The sequence below is a fragment of the Micromonospora lupini str. Lupac 08 genome (assembly GCF_000297395.2).
Classification (GTDB): domain Bacteria; phylum Actinomycetota; class Actinomycetes; order Mycobacteriales; family Micromonosporaceae; genus Micromonospora; species Micromonospora lupini.
Window position 1 is genome coordinate 16,170 of sequence record NZ_HF570108.1, and the last position, 14,811, is coordinate 30,980.

General features: G+C 72.1%; 17 protein-coding genes. 8 read left to right on the forward strand and 9 right to left on the reverse strand.

Annotation, left to right across the window (positions count from 1 at the left end; genetic code table 11):
* The first annotated feature begins 48 nt into the window (after positions 1 to 48).
* From MILUP08_RS01260 to MILUP08_RS01275, 4 genes are all read left to right on the forward strand, one after another.
* Complete coding sequence (locus tag MILUP08_RS01260; RefSeq protein ID WP_007454040.1) at positions 49 to 702, forward strand: GAP family protein; 654 nt, start codon at positions 49 to 51, stop codon at positions 700 to 702.
* A gap of 64 nt (positions 703 to 766) precedes the next feature.
* A complete protein-coding gene (locus MILUP08_RS01265; RefSeq protein WP_007454042.1) occupies positions 767 to 1,546 on the forward strand; it encodes an SDR family oxidoreductase in 780 nt (259 codons plus the stop codon).
* Positions 1,547 to 1,583: 37 nt separating this feature from the next.
* Complete coding sequence (locus MILUP08_RS01270) at positions 1,584 to 1,778, forward strand: hypothetical protein (RefSeq protein WP_007454044.1); 195 nt, start codon at positions 1,584 to 1,586, stop codon at positions 1,776 to 1,778.
* An 83-nt stretch (positions 1,779 to 1,861) separates the two neighbouring features.
* Positions 1,862 to 2,410, forward strand: coding sequence for a YbaK/EbsC family protein (locus MILUP08_RS01275; RefSeq protein WP_039905153.1), 549 nt, complete (start codon positions 1,862 to 1,864; stop codon positions 2,408 to 2,410).
* A 52-nt stretch (positions 2,411 to 2,462) separates the two neighbouring features.
* Here MILUP08_RS01275 and MILUP08_RS01280 read toward each other — a convergent pair whose 3' ends face one another.
* From MILUP08_RS01280 to MILUP08_RS01305, 6 genes are all read right to left on the reverse strand, one after another.
* Positions 2,463 to 3,098 (reverse strand): DsbA family oxidoreductase, encoded by a 636-nt coding sequence (locus tag MILUP08_RS01280; RefSeq protein ID WP_007454047.1) that lies wholly within the window; start codon positions 3,096 to 3,098, stop codon positions 2,463 to 2,465.
* A gap of 20 nt (positions 3,099 to 3,118) precedes the next feature.
* Positions 3,119 to 3,547, reverse strand: a complete 429-nt coding sequence (locus MILUP08_RS01285) for a SufE family protein (protein ID WP_007454049.1) — start codon at positions 3,545 to 3,547, stop codon at positions 3,119 to 3,121.
* Positions 3,548 to 3,573: 26 nt separating this feature from the next.
* Positions 3,574 to 3,999, reverse strand: a complete 426-nt coding sequence (locus MILUP08_RS01290; protein WP_007454051.1) for a CBS domain-containing protein — start codon at positions 3,997 to 3,999, stop codon at positions 3,574 to 3,576.
* Between the two features lie 56 nt (positions 4,000 to 4,055).
* Entirely contained in the window at positions 4,056 to 5,825 is a 1,770-nt protein-coding gene (locus tag MILUP08_RS01295) for a proline--tRNA ligase (protein WP_007454052.1), read from the reverse strand.
* Positions 5,826 to 5,904: 79 nt separating this feature from the next.
* Complete coding sequence (locus tag MILUP08_RS01300) at positions 5,905 to 7,023, reverse strand: hypothetical protein (RefSeq protein WP_039905154.1); 1,119 nt, start codon at positions 7,021 to 7,023, stop codon at positions 5,905 to 5,907.
* Positions 6,987 to 8,036, reverse strand: a complete 1,050-nt coding sequence (locus MILUP08_RS01305; protein ID WP_237747016.1) for a transporter substrate-binding domain-containing protein — start codon at positions 8,034 to 8,036, stop codon at positions 6,987 to 6,989. Before MILUP08_RS01305 ends, MILUP08_RS01300 begins: the two co-directional genes overlap by 37 nt.
* A 350-nt stretch (positions 8,037 to 8,386) precedes the next feature.
* On the opposite strand from MILUP08_RS01305, the gene MILUP08_RS01310 reads away from it, so the two are divergent.
* From MILUP08_RS01310 to MILUP08_RS01325, 4 genes are all read left to right on the forward strand, one after another.
* Positions 8,387 to 9,154 carry an SGNH/GDSL hydrolase family protein gene (locus tag MILUP08_RS01310; protein ID WP_007454059.1) on the forward strand — a complete coding sequence of 256 codons (768 nt, stop codon included), beginning with the start codon at positions 8,387 to 8,389 and terminating at the stop codon, positions 9,152 to 9,154.
* A gap of 2 nt (positions 9,155 to 9,156) precedes the next feature.
* Positions 9,157 to 9,603: a hypothetical protein gene (locus tag MILUP08_RS01315; RefSeq protein ID WP_007454061.1), complete on the forward strand. Its 447-nt coding sequence runs from the start codon at positions 9,157 to 9,159 to the stop codon at positions 9,601 to 9,603.
* A gap of 168 nt (positions 9,604 to 9,771) precedes the next feature.
* Entirely contained in the window at positions 9,772 to 11,367 is a 1,596-nt protein-coding gene (locus MILUP08_RS35090) for a hypothetical protein (RefSeq protein WP_007454063.1), read from the forward strand.
* Positions 11,368 to 11,492: 125 nt separating this feature from the next.
* A complete protein-coding gene (locus MILUP08_RS01325; RefSeq protein WP_007454065.1) occupies positions 11,493 to 12,395 on the forward strand; it encodes a sulfurtransferase in 903 nt (300 codons plus the stop codon).
* Between the two features lie 39 nt (positions 12,396 to 12,434).
* Here MILUP08_RS01325 and MILUP08_RS01330 read toward each other — a convergent pair whose 3' ends face one another.
* The 3 genes from MILUP08_RS01330 to MILUP08_RS01340 form a co-directional block, all read right to left on the reverse strand.
* Complete coding sequence (locus tag MILUP08_RS01330) at positions 12,435 to 13,616, reverse strand: hypothetical protein (RefSeq protein WP_007454067.1); 1,182 nt, start codon at positions 13,614 to 13,616, stop codon at positions 12,435 to 12,437.
* A complete protein-coding gene (locus MILUP08_RS01335) occupies positions 13,613 to 14,158 on the reverse strand; it encodes a SigE family RNA polymerase sigma factor (protein ID WP_007454069.1) in 546 nt (181 codons plus the stop codon). Before MILUP08_RS01335 ends, MILUP08_RS01330 begins: the two co-directional genes overlap by 4 nt.
* A 68-nt stretch (positions 14,159 to 14,226) precedes the next feature.
* The gene (locus MILUP08_RS01340; protein ID WP_007454071.1) at positions 14,227 to 14,808 is read right to left on the reverse strand and encodes a TetR/AcrR family transcriptional regulator; all 582 of its coding nucleotides are present in this window, start codon (positions 14,806 to 14,808) and stop codon (positions 14,227 to 14,229) included.
* Positions 14,809 to 14,811: the final 3 nt, after the last annotated feature.

A 14,811-nucleotide genomic window follows, 5' to 3' on the forward strand; every position in this document is an offset into this window, starting at 1 on the left:
AGAGGGATTCGACGTGCCCGTACGGGGCGGGCGCGAGGATGGCAGGCGATGAACTTCCTGACCGTCCTGCCGCTGGCCGTGGTGATGGTCGCCGGGACCCAACTGGTCGTGGCGGTCTTCCTCGCGTCGTCAGACCGGCCCCGGGCCGCGTCGCTGGGCTTCCTCGCCGGCGCCGGCCTGGTCGTCGCCGGCGGGGTGACCGTGAGCTGGTTGCTGACCCGGTTGCTGGGCGGGTTGGCGACCGACGCCAGCGCGGCCGCCAGCAGGATCGATCGCGGTCCGGCCATCGACCTGGTGGTGCTCGCGCTGCTGGTGAGCCTGGCCCTGGTGGTCTGGCTGCGCCGCAACCGGTCCGGGCCGCCACGCTGGCTGGGCAGCGTCGGCCACGCCGACCCGCGCTGGGCCGCGCGGACGGGCGCGCTGCTCTTCGTGGTGACGCCCACCGACCTCCTCACCATGGCGACGGTGGGCGCGTCAGTGGCCCGACACGATCTCCCCTGGTGGCACCTGGTGCCGTTCGTGCTGCTCACCGTGCTCCTGCTCGCGGTGCCGCTGCTGGCGTTGGTGCTGCTCGGGCAGAAGGCGGCGCGGGTGCTGGCCCGGATGCGGGAGTGGGCCGAGGGACACTCCTGGATCGTCAACGAGATCGTGATCGCGTTCTTCGCGCTGCTGACGGTGCTGGACCTGATCCGTTCGGGGTGAGCCGTCACGTGTGCCGTCGCGCGGCCGTCATCAGCACGACGGGTCCGCGGAGGAGGAGGGGACGATGAGGGTTCTGGTCACCGGGGCGGGTGGTCGCCTGGGGAGCGACGTGCTGGCGCGGCTGCGCGACGACGGGATGAGGGTGCGGGCCAGCAGCCGCCGGCCGCGCACCGGCCCGGACGTGGAGTGGGTCGTGGCCGACCTGGCCACCGGGGACGGGCTCGCCGAGGCGGTGACCGGGGTGGACGCGGTGCTGCACCTGGCGTCCTCGCCCCGGGGGCGTACCCACCAGGTGGACGTGCTGGGCACCCGTCGGCTGGTGGTGGCCGCCGCCGCGGCCGGCGTCTCGCACCTGGTCTACATCTCGATCGTCGGGGTGGACCGGGTGCCGATCCCGTACTACCGGCACAAGCTGGCGGCCGAGCAGGTGGTCGCGGCCGGTCCGGTGCCGTGGTCGGTGCTGCGCGCCACCCAGTTCCCCCAGTTCCTCGACGACCTGCTGGCGACCAGCGCGCGGCTGGGCCCGGTGCTCGGTGACCGGGCGGTGCTCGCCCAGCCGGTCGACCCCGCCGAGGTGGCCGCCCGGCTCGCGGCACGGCTGGCCGCCGGCCCGCTCGGGGGCATCGAGGAGTTCGGTGGGCCGCAGGTGCTCCGCTTCGACGAGGCGGTCCGCACCTGGCGGGAGGCGCGGGGGTCACGTCGACGGCTGCTGCCGGTACGGATTCCCGGCCGGCTCGGCCGCGAGCTGCGCGCCGGTGGGCTGGTCACCGAGGCGCTGCCGCGCGGTGTGCGTACCTGGGCCGACCACCTGTCGGACACGTACGGGGGAACCGCGCGGAGATGAGAGGGATGCCGGTTCACGTTCGTCTTACGGTGACGCCATGTTCGTTGTCGTCACCACGGTGATCCTCTACGTCTTCGGTTTCGTCTTCCTCTACGGCGTGATCCGGCTCGGTGTCCGGCACGCGCTGGAGGACCTGGAACTGCAACGGGCCCGAGCCCGACGCGAAGAGGAACTGGCGGCCGCCCGCGACCGTTCCTTCCTCTCCGACAACGCGTTCCTCGCCGGCAGTTGAGCCGCGACGCGGAGGTGGTGTCGCGCGACGGCTCGGGAGTCGGCGGGCGATCCGGCGGCACGGATGCGAGGATCGCACCCGTGATGGGAACGCTGAAGACCGAACCGGCCCGTGCCCGCCTCGATCTGCTCGCCGCCCCGGTGGCGGAGGCCGTCGCCCAGTGGCCGGCCGACGCGCCGGTGGACGTCGACGACGTGCTTGTCGCGCCGATCGACGCCGACCTCGCCGACACGGCGGCGTTCTGCGAGGCGTACGAGGTGGGGCTGGACGTGTCGGCCAACTGTGTCGTGGTGGCCGGGAAACGCGAGGGTGTGGTCCGCTACGCGGCCTGCATCGTGCTCGCCACCACCCGGGCCGACGTGAACGGCGTGGCCCGGCGGGCGCTGGACGTGCGCAAGGCGAGCTTCGCCCCGATGGCCGACGCGGTCGAGTTGACAGGCATGGAGTACGGCGGCATCACCCCGATCGGACTGCCGGCCCAGTGGCCGATCCTCGTCGACGCGCGGGTGATCGCCACCCCGCACGTGATCATCGGGTCCGGCGTACGGCACAGCAAGATCGCGCTGCCGGGGCCGGCGCTTGGCGCGCTGCCCGGCGCGCAGGTGGTGGAGGGCCTGGCCAGGCCGGCCTGACCAGATACCGACATCGATACCGTTGCACGTGAAACATCGCAGCGGTCGATGGTCAGGATGCCGCGGCCTCCCGCTGCTCGACCTCGGCCAGCGCGGCGAGGAGCGTCTCCGTCTCCTGGGCGCCGCTGACCGCGTACTTCCCCGCCAGCACGAACGTCGGGACGCTCGTGATGCCCAGGTCACGGGCGGCGGCCAGGTCGGCGGCGAGTTCGGCGGTCCGCTCGTCCGAGTCGAGGAACCGACGGGCGTCCGCGGCGTCCAGGCCGATCCCGCCGGCGACGGCGGCCAGCGCCTCCCGCGAACCGAGGTCGACGCCCTCGGTGAAGTGCGCCTGGTAGAGGGCCTCCACCATCTCGGCCGTCCGGCCGTGCTCCGTGGCGTAGGCGACCAGGCGGTGCGCGTCGAAGGTGTTCGCGGCCACCGCACGGTCGTACTCCAGCCGAAGCCCGTCACCCGCCGCCGCCTGGACCACCCGCGCGACCATCTGCCGGGCGCGCTCCGGGCCGCCGAACTTCTCGGCCAGCGCGTCGATGACCGGGCGGGGCTCGGACACCGGCGACGGGTCGAGCTGGAACGGCCGGTACCGGACGGTCACCTCGCCGTCGTAGCGGGCGATTGCCTCGTCCAGTCGGCGCTTGCCGAGGTAGCACCACGGGCAGACGACGTCGGCGTAGATCTCGATCTCCATGATCGGTGGCAACTGCCCGCTCAGTCGAGTTGTTCCCGGACCTGCCGCTTGAGCCGGCCCAGGATCGCGGTGCCGCCGCGCACCCGGAGCGGGCTGATCGCCTGGGCCAGGCCCATCCGCTGGTAGAGGTCGTCCGGCACGGCCAGCACCTCCTCGGCGCTCGCGCCGGCCAGACCTTCGGCGAGGATCCCGGCGAACGCCCGGGTGGTGGGCGCCTCCGGTGGGCAGTCGAACAGGGTCTCGACAGTCCCCTCCGGCGTCACCCGGGCGCGCAGGAAGAACGCGGTCTGGCACTCGGGCACCTGCTCCATACCCTCGTGCCCGGCGGCGTCGGCGGGCAGCGGCGGGATGACGTCGGCGTACTCCAGCAGCATCTCCAGCACCAGGTCGCGTGGCGCGGCGGCGAACTCGTCGACGATCTCGGCCAGTCGGGCCGGCATGTCAGCCATGTGTCGAGGCTACCGCCGGCCCATTCCTAGACCGTCGGCGACTGTTCGCTGATCTCGCTCAACGCGCTGGTCGGATCGAGCTGCATGGCCAGGTCACCGAGCGAGACGATCCCCACCAGCTTGCGGTCGCTGTCGCAGACCAGCACCCGGCGGATGCCCCGGTCGCGCATGAGAGCCGCAGCCTCACCCGCCGTGCAGTGCTGCTCGATCATGACCACCTCGCGGGTGACTATCGAACCGATGGTGGTGGCCGCCGGTGAGCTGTTCTCGGCCACCGCCCGCACCACGATGTCGCGGTCGGTGAGCATGCCGGCCAGGGTGGCGCCGTCGGTGACCACCACGTCGCCGATGTCCGCCTCCTTCATCACCCTGGCCGCCTCGTCCAGGGTGGTCTCCGCCGACAGGTACACGACCTGCTTGGTCATCACGTCGCTGACCCGGTAACCGGTCATGAGATCCTCCGAAGACGTAACACCCGATCCGACTGCACTACCCCGTGACACGGTGGCTACACCAGGTTCGCACGCTCCCGCCGGGCCTCGTCGACGATCCGCTCCACCACAGCGTCCACCGGCAGCTCCGCGCGCCCGTCGCCGGCCCGCTCGCGCAACTCCACGTACCCGTCGGCCAGTCGTCGGCCGACCACGACGGTGCGCGGGATGCCGATCAGCTCCGCGTCGGTGAACTTCACCCCGGCCGAGACGTGCGTCCGGTCGTCGACAAGCACCCGCAGGCCGGCGGCGGCCAGGCGCCCGCCGAGGTCCAGCGCCGCGTCGAGCTGCGGGCCCTTGCCGGCGACCACCAGGTGTACGTCACACGGCGCGACCGCCGCAGGCCAGCAGAGTCCCCGCTCGTCGTGGTGCTGCTCGGCGATGGCCGCGACCGCCCGGGAGATCCCGATGCCGTAGCAGCCCATGGTGGGCCGCACCGGCTTGCCGGCGGGCCCGAGCACGTCGACAGCGAACGCGTCGGTGTACCGGCGACCGAGCTGGAAGATGTGCCCGATCTCGATGCCCCGTCGGATGGTCAGCTCGCCGTCGCCGCAGTCGGGGCACCTGTCGCCGGCGCGCACCTCGGCCGCCTCCACCGTGCCGTCGGGCGTGAAGTCCCGCCCGCACACCACGCCCGTCGCATGTCGACCCGCCTCGTTCGCCCCGGTCAGCCACGCGGAGCCGGTCACCACGCGCGGATCGACCAGGTAGCGGATGCCCAGCTTGCCGAGCAGCTGCGGACCGATGTACCCGCGCACCAGCTCCGGATGCTCGGCCCACTCGTCGAAGACCGCCACCTGGGCCGGCTCCAGCGCGGCGGTGAGCCGCTTCAGGTCGACCTCCCGGTCACCGGGCAGCCCGACCACCAGGAGTTCGGCCCGCTCGGCACCCGGCCGACGAACGGTCAACACCACGTTCTTCAGGGTGTCGGCGGCGCTCCAGTCGTCCCGGTCACCGAGCCGGCGGGCGTTCGCCACCTCGACCAGGCTGGCGATCGTCGCGGTCTCGGGGGTGTCGTGCACCTCGGCCGGCGGCGCGGCGGTGGGGTCGCCGGCGGCGGGCGCCCGGGTGACGACGGCCTCGGTGTTGGCCGCGTAGTCGCAGGCGGTGCAGCCGACGAACGTGTCCTCACCGATCGGGGTCGCGGCCAGGAACTCCTCCGACGCCGAGCCGCCCATCGCGCCGGACATCGCGTGCACCACCGTGTGGTCCAGGCCCAGCCGGTCGAAGATCCGCTGGTACGCCGCCCGGTGCCGGGCGTACGCGTCCCGCAGCCCCGCCTCGTCCAGGTCGAACGAGTACGCGTCCTTCATCAGGAACTCCCGTCCGCGCAGCAGGCCGGCCCGGGGCCGCGCCTCGTCGCGGAACTTCGTCTGCACCTGGAACAACGTCACCGGAAAATCCCGGTACGAGGTGAACAGGTCCTTGACCAGCAGCGCGGCCATCTCCTCGTGGGTGGGCGCCAGCAGGTGTTCGGCGCCGCGCCGGTCGGCGAGGGTGAAGAGGAGATCGCCGTACTCCGTCCACCGGCCACTGGTCCGGTAGGGCTCGGCGGGCAGCAGTGCCGGGAAATGCACCTCCTGGTCGCCGATCGCGACCAGCTCGGCACGTACCACCTCGGTGATCCGGTCCAGCACCAGCTTGCCCAGCGGCAGCCACGTGTAGCCGCCCGGTGCGGCGCGACGGATGTAGCCGGCGCGCAGCAGCAGCCGATGGCTCGGCACCTCCGCGTCGGCCGGATCCTCGCGCAGGGTCCGCAGCAACAGGGTCGACATGCGTAGCAGCATTCGCGCAGATTAGTACCGCGAGTCCCGGTCCGACGATCCAATTCGGCCGCGCCTGCCCGACGGCAGGTTGCCGCTGGAGTCACCGGACGCCGGGGAGGCGGCCCTCGCAGCGGACGTCCGGGTCCGCCAGCGGGCGCCGGGGCATCATCCAGTTCAGCGCGGTCTCCTCCACCGGCCAGCCGCGCACCGACACCAGGCTGTACGGAACCGCCGCCGGTTGTGGGCAGAGGACCTGCGACTCGACCCACCCGTTGGGCAGGAACCGCACCGTGGCGGTCCGGTCCAGCACGATCGTCGACGTGTCGGTCACCGCGATGAGCGCGCCGAGCACCACCTCCCGGCCGCCGTCGGCGGACGGCGGGCCGTCCGGTGTCGGGGTCCCGCCGTTCCGCGGGACGTCCGGGATCGTGACGCCCGGGGCCGGGCCGCCCGGCGTTGTCGAGGCCGCGACTTCCGGGGTCGTCGCGGCCGACTCCTTCGGGACCACCTCCACCGCGGCGGTGGGCAGTAGCGGCACCCGGAGGAAGACCGCGCCCATCACCACCGGGAGCACTGCGGCAACCGTGAACGCCAGACCGTGGGTGAGCGTCGGGGCGATCCAGCCGGGAATCGGGCCGGTGAGCACCATGGTGGCGGCGGGCGGCACCGCCAGCAGCGCGGCGGTGGCCACCTCGCCATCCTGGAACGCCGCCCAGATCGCGGGGCCCAGCACGGTGTACGCCACGACCGCCGCCGCCAGCGGCAGGGCCACGCTGACCACCAGGATCCTGGTCGGCTGGTCAGGATGCAGGTAGCGGGTGCGCAGCGCGAGCAGCCAGAGGCCGAGCATCAACAGCGACGGCAGGAAGCGGAGCTGCCAGGTGAGCGCCCCCAGCGCGACCGCCGCGGTGATCACCCAACCGGGGGTACGAGCCGTCCCGGAGGCCAGGAGTGACCGTTCCGGGTCGAACCGGTCCGGAGCACTGAGCCGGAGCAGTCGACCGAGGACGCCAAAGGCGAGCACGACCACGGGAAACGCCCACACCAGGGCGATCAGCAGGGCGCTGAGCAGGCCGAGCGGGCTGACGTACTGGACCAGCAGCAGCATCGTGGACATGTCCTGCTGACTGAGCTGCCAGAGTCGCAGCACCAGGAGCAGGACGGGAAAGGTGGGAAGGAGGGTCAGCAGCCACTGCTGCGCCTGCCGCGCCCCCGCCATCCGACGCGGGCGGCCGGTCCTGTCGGAGGTGGTGGTGATCCGGGGTGCGCCGGGGGTGGTAGCGCGATCCTCTCCCACGGCCACTGTCGCACCTCCACCTTCCTCGGATCGGGTTGCTGCTGTTCCGCGACCGGCTGCGGGAGGTTGTATTCCTGCTGCCATCGGAGGTTGGCGTTGTACGCGTTCTCCCACGTCGAGTTGTTCTCGTCCATGGCCGACTCGTAGAGCGCGAGGTCGACCAGGTCGCGCAGCGCCTTGTTGGGGCCGGTGTTGACACCCCACCGCTCCCGCGGGGACGAGCCGATGTCCCAGTGCTTGAGTGGCTTCACGTTCTTCAGCAGGACCGGGAAGCGTTGGCCGTCGACACCCGCCCGGTCCCCGGTGACGAAGCCGGCGAGGATCGCCGCGTCGGTGGTGACCGCCTCCACCTTGCCGTCGTACATCTCCTGGAAGCACTCGCTGATCCGGTTGCGGCCCACCGGCTTCGCGCCGGCCTCAGCGAGCCGCTGGATCGACGTCGAGGTGGTGAGCGAGCAGACCGTCCGTCCGGCCAGATCCTCCAGGCTGCTCACCTGGTCCTTGAAGCTCTCCAAGGTCACCACCGACTGCTCCGTGTGCAGGTAGGACGCGGAGAAGACGGCACCTTCCTCCTCGCGCTTCGCGTTGATGCTGTACGAGGCGATGACCAGGTCGACGGTGACGAAGCCGTCATTGTCCCGGGCCTGCCGGCGGGCCCGGTCCTCGCTCTCGATCGGCAGGAACCGCACCTGGGAGTGGTCGAAGCCGAGATACCCCGCGATCATGTACGCGATGTCGACGTCGAAGCCCTTCCAGGTGTTGTTCGGCAGCTTCAGCGAGATGCCGGGCTGGTCGTCCTTCACGCCGATGACGAGCTGCTGCTTCCCCTTGAGATGGGCGTCCTCCAGCAACTGGTCCCGGGTCGGCGGGCCCATCGCGAGGACGATCGGGACCAGGGCTGCCGCCAGGACTGCCAGCGCGACGATGAGCCCCACGAGTCGGATCTGACGGGTCCGTGCGGTGCGCGGCGACGGGGGTGCCGCGGGGGCCGGCCCGGCGGGGCTCGGCTCGCTTGCCTGACTCAACTGGGCCCTCCCCACAGCGCGGTCCGGTGACCGGCCTCCCATTGTGGGGCCTGAATGCGAGCCACGACACTCCGCCACCAGCCGGATAGACGACTGCTCCACGTTCGCTCTCGATCACGGCACCTCCCGAGCTGGGCAGGTCCGACCACCGAGGCCCAACGTCGATCAAGTGCGATCCGCCACGTCGCCGGATCGGGGCGTCGTCGGCCGTGGCCGCGGTGGAAGACTGGTCGCCGCAGGCAACGGGTGAGGGAGGCGCGGTGCGCTGGCGCAGTTTTGTCGCGGTCGGGGACAGCTTCACCGAGGGTATGGACGACGCGTACCCGGACGGCACCTACCGGGGCTGGGCGGATCTGGTGGCGACCCGCCTCGCCGCCGATGCCGGCCCCGACTTCCGGTACGCGAACCTGGCCATCCGGGGACGGCTCTTCCCCAGCGTGGTGGCCGAGCAGGTGCCCTCCGCGGTGGCCATGAGGCCCGATCTGATCAGCTTCGCGGCCGGCGGCAACGACGTGCTGCGGCGCACCTTCGACCCGGCCACGTTGGTGTCCCGCTTCGACGAGGTCGTCCGGCAGCTGCGCTCGGGTGGCGCGGACGTGCTGCTGTTCCGATTCGCGGACGTCATGGCACGGCTGCCGGGCCAACGTCTCGTCGCGCCCCGGGTGGAGCTGCTCAACCAGGCGGTCGGTGAGACCGCCGAGCGGCACGGCGCCATCCTGGTCGACCTGTACGCCGACGACACCTTCCTCAACCCGATGCTCTGGAGCACCGACCGGCTGCACCTCTCCCCGGCCGGGCACCGCCGGGTCGCCGGGCAGGTGCTGAACGCGCTCGGTGTGGGCTGCGACGAGGAGTGGCTGATGGTTCCGCCGCACCCGGCGCCGTCGCCGTGGCTCGCCGCCCGCGCCGCCGACCTGCGGTGGGCCGGTCAGCACCTCGCTCCCTGGGTGAAGCGGCGGCTGACCGGTCGGTCGTCCGGCGACACGGTGACGGCGAAGCGTCCGCACCTCGGCCCGCTCGTCGACTGAGCGTGCTCACTCTGCACATCGCGCCGCTGCTCCGGCGCGCCCCGGGCGACGAGCCGGTACCGGGCCAGGCCGTGCTGGTCGGCGACGACCGGGTCGAGGCCGTGGGTCCGCTGACCGAGCTGACCGAGGCGTACGCGGCTGTGCGGGTACGCCGCTGGCCGGGCGTGCTGGGTCCGGGCCTGCTGCACGACGGCCCGCTGCCGACGGCGCCCACCCCGCGCGAGCGGGTGCACGCGCTGCTGCGGCAGGGGGTGACGGCGGTGCTGGCCGAGCACCTGGCCGACCCGTCGCTGCGGGCCGCCGTCGACCGGAGCGACCTGCTGGTGCTGCCCACCGCCGTGGCGCCGACGCTGCGTCCGGACGGGCGGGCCGACCTCGCGGTGCACGACGTCGACGGCGTCTGCCTGGTGACAGTGGTCGCCGGTCGGATCGTCCACCGTCGCGCCTGAGCGCGCCGCATCCGACTTCCGTGACGCGGGACGCGCGCCCGGCTGTCCCCACCAGGGCGTTCCCGACCGTGGCGCGGTAACGGGGTCGCCGAGTGTCCTTCCCGGTGGATAGCATCCGCTATCCCCGACGATCGAGCACGGGGACAATCGGGGAAAGGTGGATGAGGGATGACCCTCATACCTGGTACGACATCGTCCAGCACACCCGGGCGATCCATGTTGGCCGCCGCGCTGTCCACCGTGGTGGCAGCCGGACTGGTGGTCGTCTCGACGGCCACGCCGGCCGCCGCCTACGACGTGCGGTACGAGAAGAACACCTCCTGGGCCTGGACCGACTCCCAGCACCCGGCGAAGATCAACATTGATCAGACGGGCGATGTGCCGATCGGCACCTGGGTCGACAACAAGGGGCGTCCGCACACCTCACGGGCGTACTTCACCTTCGACATCACGCGCTATCAGGGCGCGGACATCCAGCTCGCCACGTTCGACGCCAAGGAGACCCGGGCCGGCGACTGCGCCAAGCGCCCCGAGGTGGAGTTGTGGCGCACCGGCTCGTACACCTCCGGGTCGAGCTGGGCGAAGCCGCCGGTCGACATCGCGCGGATCGACACCACCGCGATGCCCCCCGAGGCGGGCTGCCCGGCGCCCTACGTCGGTTTCGACGCCACCGAGGGGCTGCGGCAGGCTCTCGCGGAGGGCAAGTCGACGCTCACCCTCTCGCTGCGGCTGCCCGTGGCGGTCGAGAAGAATCCGAGGTTGGCCCGAAAGTACGCGAGCCAGGTCGGCCTCTCCGTCGACCACAACTTCCGGCCGGGAGTACCGACCGACCTGCAGACGCTGAGCGGCACGAGCTGCACGGTCACCGAGCCGTACCAGGTGGTGCCGTTCCGAACCCTGGACCTCTCGGCGGTCGTGCACGACAAGGACCTCACCGACACCGGCGGGACGGACGAGCTCACCGCGACGTTCGCGCTCTGGCCGGTCGACGAGCCGGACGCCCGGGTGGAACGCATCGATCTCACCCGCGACGGTCAGCGGGCGCTGGGCCGGTTCCGGGATATCCCCTCCCTGTTCGAGCACGACCGGGTCTACGCCTGGCAGGTGCGGGCGGCGGACAGCCGGGCCACCGGTGACTGGAGCCCGGTCTGCTACTTCCGTACCGACTTCGAGGGTCCGGCCACGGCACCGGCGGTCTCCTCGACCGACTTTCCGGTCGACGGGACGCCGGCGCCCGCCCTGTCGGGGACGTTCACCTTCGACGCCGAGGGCGTGGCGGACGTTGTCGGATTCACCTACCAGCTCAACTCCGGCGCCCCTGGCCGGGTGACCGCCAACCACCCTGGCGGCTCGGCCACGGTGACCCTCAAACCCCGCACCGGCCCGAACTCCCTCAACGTGTGGAGCGTGGATGCCGTCGGCAACCAGTCGCCGGTCGCCAACTACACCTTCTCGGCTGCCAGCACCGCGCCGCGCATCTCCGCGACCGTCTACGAGGAGTGGGGCGTCAGCGGTGGGCCGGGCGTGCCCGGGGTGTTCACCTTCACTCCGGCCGTGCCCGGCACGGTCAGCTACCGCTACTCGTTCTTCAACGAGGAGTCCCGCACGGTGCAGGCTGGCGCCGATGGAAGCGCGTCGGTGACCTGGACGCCGGCGGAGGCCGGCTTCTCGATGCTGGAGGTTGTCGGCATCACGGGGGACGGCACCGAGTTGGACCCGGCCACCTGGTACTTCACGGTGGCCGAGGGGCCCGCGAGAAGCTAGACCGACGTCTGCTGGCCCGTCATCCGTCCGCGGGTGACGGGCCGGTAGCGTCCCCCGCCACATCCGTGACCCCCCGATACCCGATGGCGGGCCGTCCGGCGGGGTGGCGGCGTACCTTGGGGATCATGTCTGTGCCGAACGATCCTGATCCCCGCCTCCAGTCGTACGCCGACCCGCAGCGGCTGGTCACCACCGAGTGGTTGGCCCAGCACCTGGGCGACGAGGGCCTCGTCGTGGTCGAGTCCGACGAGGACGTCCTGCTCTACGAATCCGGTCACATCCCCGGCGCTGTCAAGGTCGACTGGCACCTCGACCTGAACGACCAGGTCACCCGGGACTACCTCGACGCGACGAGCTTCGCCGAGATGTGCGCCGCGAAGGGCATCGGTCGGGGCGACACGGTGGTCTTCTACGGCGACAACTTCAACTGGTGGGCCGCGTACGCCCTCTGGGTGTTCTCGCTCTTCGGCCACGCCGATGTGCGGCTGCTCGACGGCGGCCGGCAGAAGTGGATCGCCGAGGGGCGCGAGGTGACCCGCGACAAGCCGGCCCGGCCCCGGGCCGACTACCCGGTGCCGCTGCGCGACGACGCGCCGCTGCGGGCGTTCCGCGAGCAGGTGATGGCGCACATCGCCGTGGGGCGGCCGCTTGTCGACGTCCGGTCCCCGGGCGAGTACACGGGCGAGATGCTGCACATGCCCGACTACCCGCAGGAGGGCGCGCTGCGCGGCGGGCACATCCCGGGCGCGGTCAGCAAGCCGTGGAAGTCCGCGGCGAACGAGGACGGCACGTTCAAGTCCGCCGACGAGCTGAAGGCGATCTACGCCGACCAGCTCGGGCTGAGCCCGGACGACGACGTGATCGCGTACTGCCGCATCGGTGAGCGGTCCAGCCACACCTGGTTCGTGCTGCGGCACCTGCTGGGCTACCCGCAGGTGCGCAACTACGACGGCTCGTGGACGGAGTGGGGCAACCTGGTCCGGGCACCCGTGGTGAAGGGTGACCAGCCCGGCGGCATCGCCGCCTGACCGGCCTCCGGCGTTGGCCGGCTGAGCGTCGTCGAGTGCTCAGCCGGCCAGCACCAGCACGCCCCGCAGGTCACTGATGACGCCGGTGATCTCGCCGGTCTCCGGGTCCCAGCGGGCCAGGGCTGCCGGTTCCAGGACGAGCAGCACGTTGCCCTTGTTGTCCCAGCCCAACACCGGGCAGCAGCCCTTGGCGCGGTCGCGACCCAGGTCGAGCAGGTGGGTCACCGCGCCGGTACGGGAGTCCAGCACGGCCGCCCCCTCGGCGCCGTCGATCTCCCTGTTGGTGATCATGGCGGCCGTTGCCAGTCGACCGCCGTGCAGCCAGGCCCGGCCGTAGAACTCGTTGACCGCGTACGGCGAGGGCAGCGAGTCGTCGGTGATCCGCTGCTCGGAGCGGATCGTGGCCTCGCGGGCGGACCGGCTGCGCAGCGTCAGGCCGCCCCGCTCGCCGACCAGCTCGATAAGCGCCGCCTCGCTGCCGGCCTCCGGGTCGGGTGCGACCACGTTCCAGGCCGACACGTCGATGGTGCCCGCCGCCTCGGTGTCGCGCTCCACCGCGTACGTCCGGTTGTCGCCGCCGACCAGCACCCGGTCGTGCGCCCACACCACCAGCTCCAGGTAGCCGTCGAGCGGGACCCGGCGTACGGCCGCCGTGGTGAGATCGATCATGATCAGCTCGTTTGTCTGCGCGAAGGCCGCCCAGCGACCGTCCGGCGACAGCACTCCCGGCTGCACGGCTGTCGCCTCGTTGCCGTCGGCGTCCCGGGTGGGCGCCAGCGTCACCACGTCGAGACTGCGGACGACGCCGTCGTCGCCGAGGATGCGGACCGGCCCGTCCGCGCGGTTCTCCTCGTCCACCGGCTGGAACAGCGCCAGCGCCCGCTGGACCGGTCGCTTGGACAGCCGCACGGTCGCCGGGCCGGTCAGCCGGTTCAGCGGGTCGGGAGGAAAGGTCAGCTCGGCGGGCGGGCGCTGCACCGGACCGGCGTGGGTGGGCACGACGGTCGGCGCCACCGTGTGGTTCAGGGGCGGACTGGGCGAAGGCCGGCGGACGGCCACCGTCGCGCCGCCGACCAGCGCCACGGCCAGGACGGCCGCGCCTACCGCCCGCCGGGTACGACGGATGCGCCGCGCCCGGTCCCAGCCGGCCGTCGCGGGCCGGCTGGGCAGCACGTCCTCCACGCTGACGGCGAAGAGGTGGCGTAGGTCCTGCTCGTTCACCGGTTCACCTCCAGGCCGGTGGTCGGGTCGCCGGAGCGGGTCGACGGGCCGTTGCCGGTGAGATCGGGGGCCACTTCGCGGAGCCGGCGCAGCGCCATGTGGCACTGACTTTTCACGGTGCCGACGGTCACCCCGAGCGCCTCCGCCGTGGCGACCTCGGTCAGGTCCTCGTAGTAGCGCAGCACCAGCACGGCCCGCTGCCGGGGCGGCAGCAGCCCCAAGGCGTCGTGCAGGGTCAGCCGCAGCGCGCCGTCACGGTCGGGGGCCACCTGCTCCGGCGGCGCGGGGCTGAGCCACTCCCGTCGTCGTCGCCGCCACCACGACACCGCGTCCCGGTAGAGGATGGTGCGCACGTAGGCGGCGGGATCGCCGTCGCGGACGGAGGTCCAGCGCAGCGCCAGCTTCAGCAGGGCGTCCTGGAGGAGGTCCTCGGCCTGGTGCCGGTTGCCGCAGATCAGGTAGGCCGAGCGCAGGAGCCGGTGCTGGTTGCTCTCCACGAAGGCGAGGTAGCCGTCGCGGCCTTCGTTCGCCGTCGATCCCATTCGCACCCCTTCCGGCCGCCGCGGTGCGCGTCACCCGACAGACGCACGGGGAGGGGTAAAAGGTTGGGTCAGGTCGGTGACAGCCCGGTCAGGTAGCGCTGGAGGGTCGGTGCGATCCAGGAGACCAGCTCCTCCGGGTCCATGTCCACCATTGGCGGGAGCCGGACGATGTAGCGGGTGAGGGCGAGGCCCAGGACCTGGCTGGCGACCAGACCGGCACGTCGGGCGGTAAGCGCCGGGTCGGTGCCGAACGCGGCCACGGCAGCGGTGAGCTGGTCGGCGAAGATGCTTCGCATGCGCTCGGTGGCGCCCGGGTTGGTGCTGGCGGCCCGCAGCAGCGCCACGAGCGTCTCGTCGCCCTCCCACCGGGCGAGGAAGTGCCGGACCAGCACCTCGCCGAGTTGCTCGGGCGACACGGCGGCCAGGTCGGGCAGGCGGAGGTCGAACTCGGCGGCCGCCGCGAACAGGCCCTCCTTGCTGCCGTAGTACCGCATGACCATCGACGGGTCGATCCGGGCGTCGGCGGCGATGGCCCGGATCGTGGCGCGCTCGTACCCGTCGGCGGCGAACCGCTCGCGGGCGGCTCGCAGGATCGCCGCACGGGTGGCGTCCGAGCGACGAGGGTGGGTCGGATGGGTGGGCGCGGTCATGTC

Coding starts and splice junctions, on each gene's coding strand:
- MILUP08_RS01295 (WP_007454052.1), bottom strand. CDS start 5,825: ATGCTGCTACGCATGTCGACCCTGTTGCTGCGGACCCTGCGCGAGGAT.
- MILUP08_RS01260 (WP_007454040.1), top strand. CDS start 49: ATGAACTTCCTGACCGTCCTGCCGCTGGCCGTGGTGATGGTCGCCGGG.
- MILUP08_RS01270 (WP_007454044.1), top strand. CDS start 1,584: ATGTTCGTTGTCGTCACCACGGTGATCCTCTACGTCTTCGGTTTCGTC.
- MILUP08_RS35090 (WP_007454063.1), top strand. CDS start 9,772: ATGACCCTCATACCTGGTACGACATCGTCCAGCACACCCGGGCGATCC.
- MILUP08_RS01340 (WP_007454071.1), bottom strand. CDS start 14,808: ATGACCGCGCCCACCCATCCGACCCACCCTCGTCGCTCGGACGCCACC.
- MILUP08_RS01300 (WP_039905154.1), bottom strand. CDS start 7,023: ATGGCGGGGGCGCGGCAGGCGCAGCAGTGGCTGCTGACCCTCCTTCCC.
- MILUP08_RS01280 (WP_007454047.1), bottom strand. CDS start 3,098: ATGGAGATCGAGATCTACGCCGACGTCGTCTGCCCGTGGTGCTACCTC.
- MILUP08_RS01335 (WP_007454069.1), bottom strand. CDS start 14,158: ATGGGATCGACGGCGAACGAAGGCCGCGACGGCTACCTCGCCTTCGTG.
- MILUP08_RS01285 (WP_007454049.1), bottom strand. CDS start 3,547: ATGGCTGACATGCCGGCCCGACTGGCCGAGATCGTCGACGAGTTCGCC.
- MILUP08_RS01265 (WP_007454042.1), top strand. CDS start 767: ATGAGGGTTCTGGTCACCGGGGCGGGTGGTCGCCTGGGGAGCGACGTG.
- MILUP08_RS01325 (WP_007454065.1), top strand. CDS start 11,493: ATGTCTGTGCCGAACGATCCTGATCCCCGCCTCCAGTCGTACGCCGAC.
- MILUP08_RS01290 (WP_007454051.1), bottom strand. CDS start 3,999: ATGACCGGTTACCGGGTCAGCGACGTGATGACCAAGCAGGTCGTGTAC.
- MILUP08_RS01275 (WP_039905153.1), top strand. CDS start 1,862: ATGGGAACGCTGAAGACCGAACCGGCCCGTGCCCGCCTCGATCTGCTC.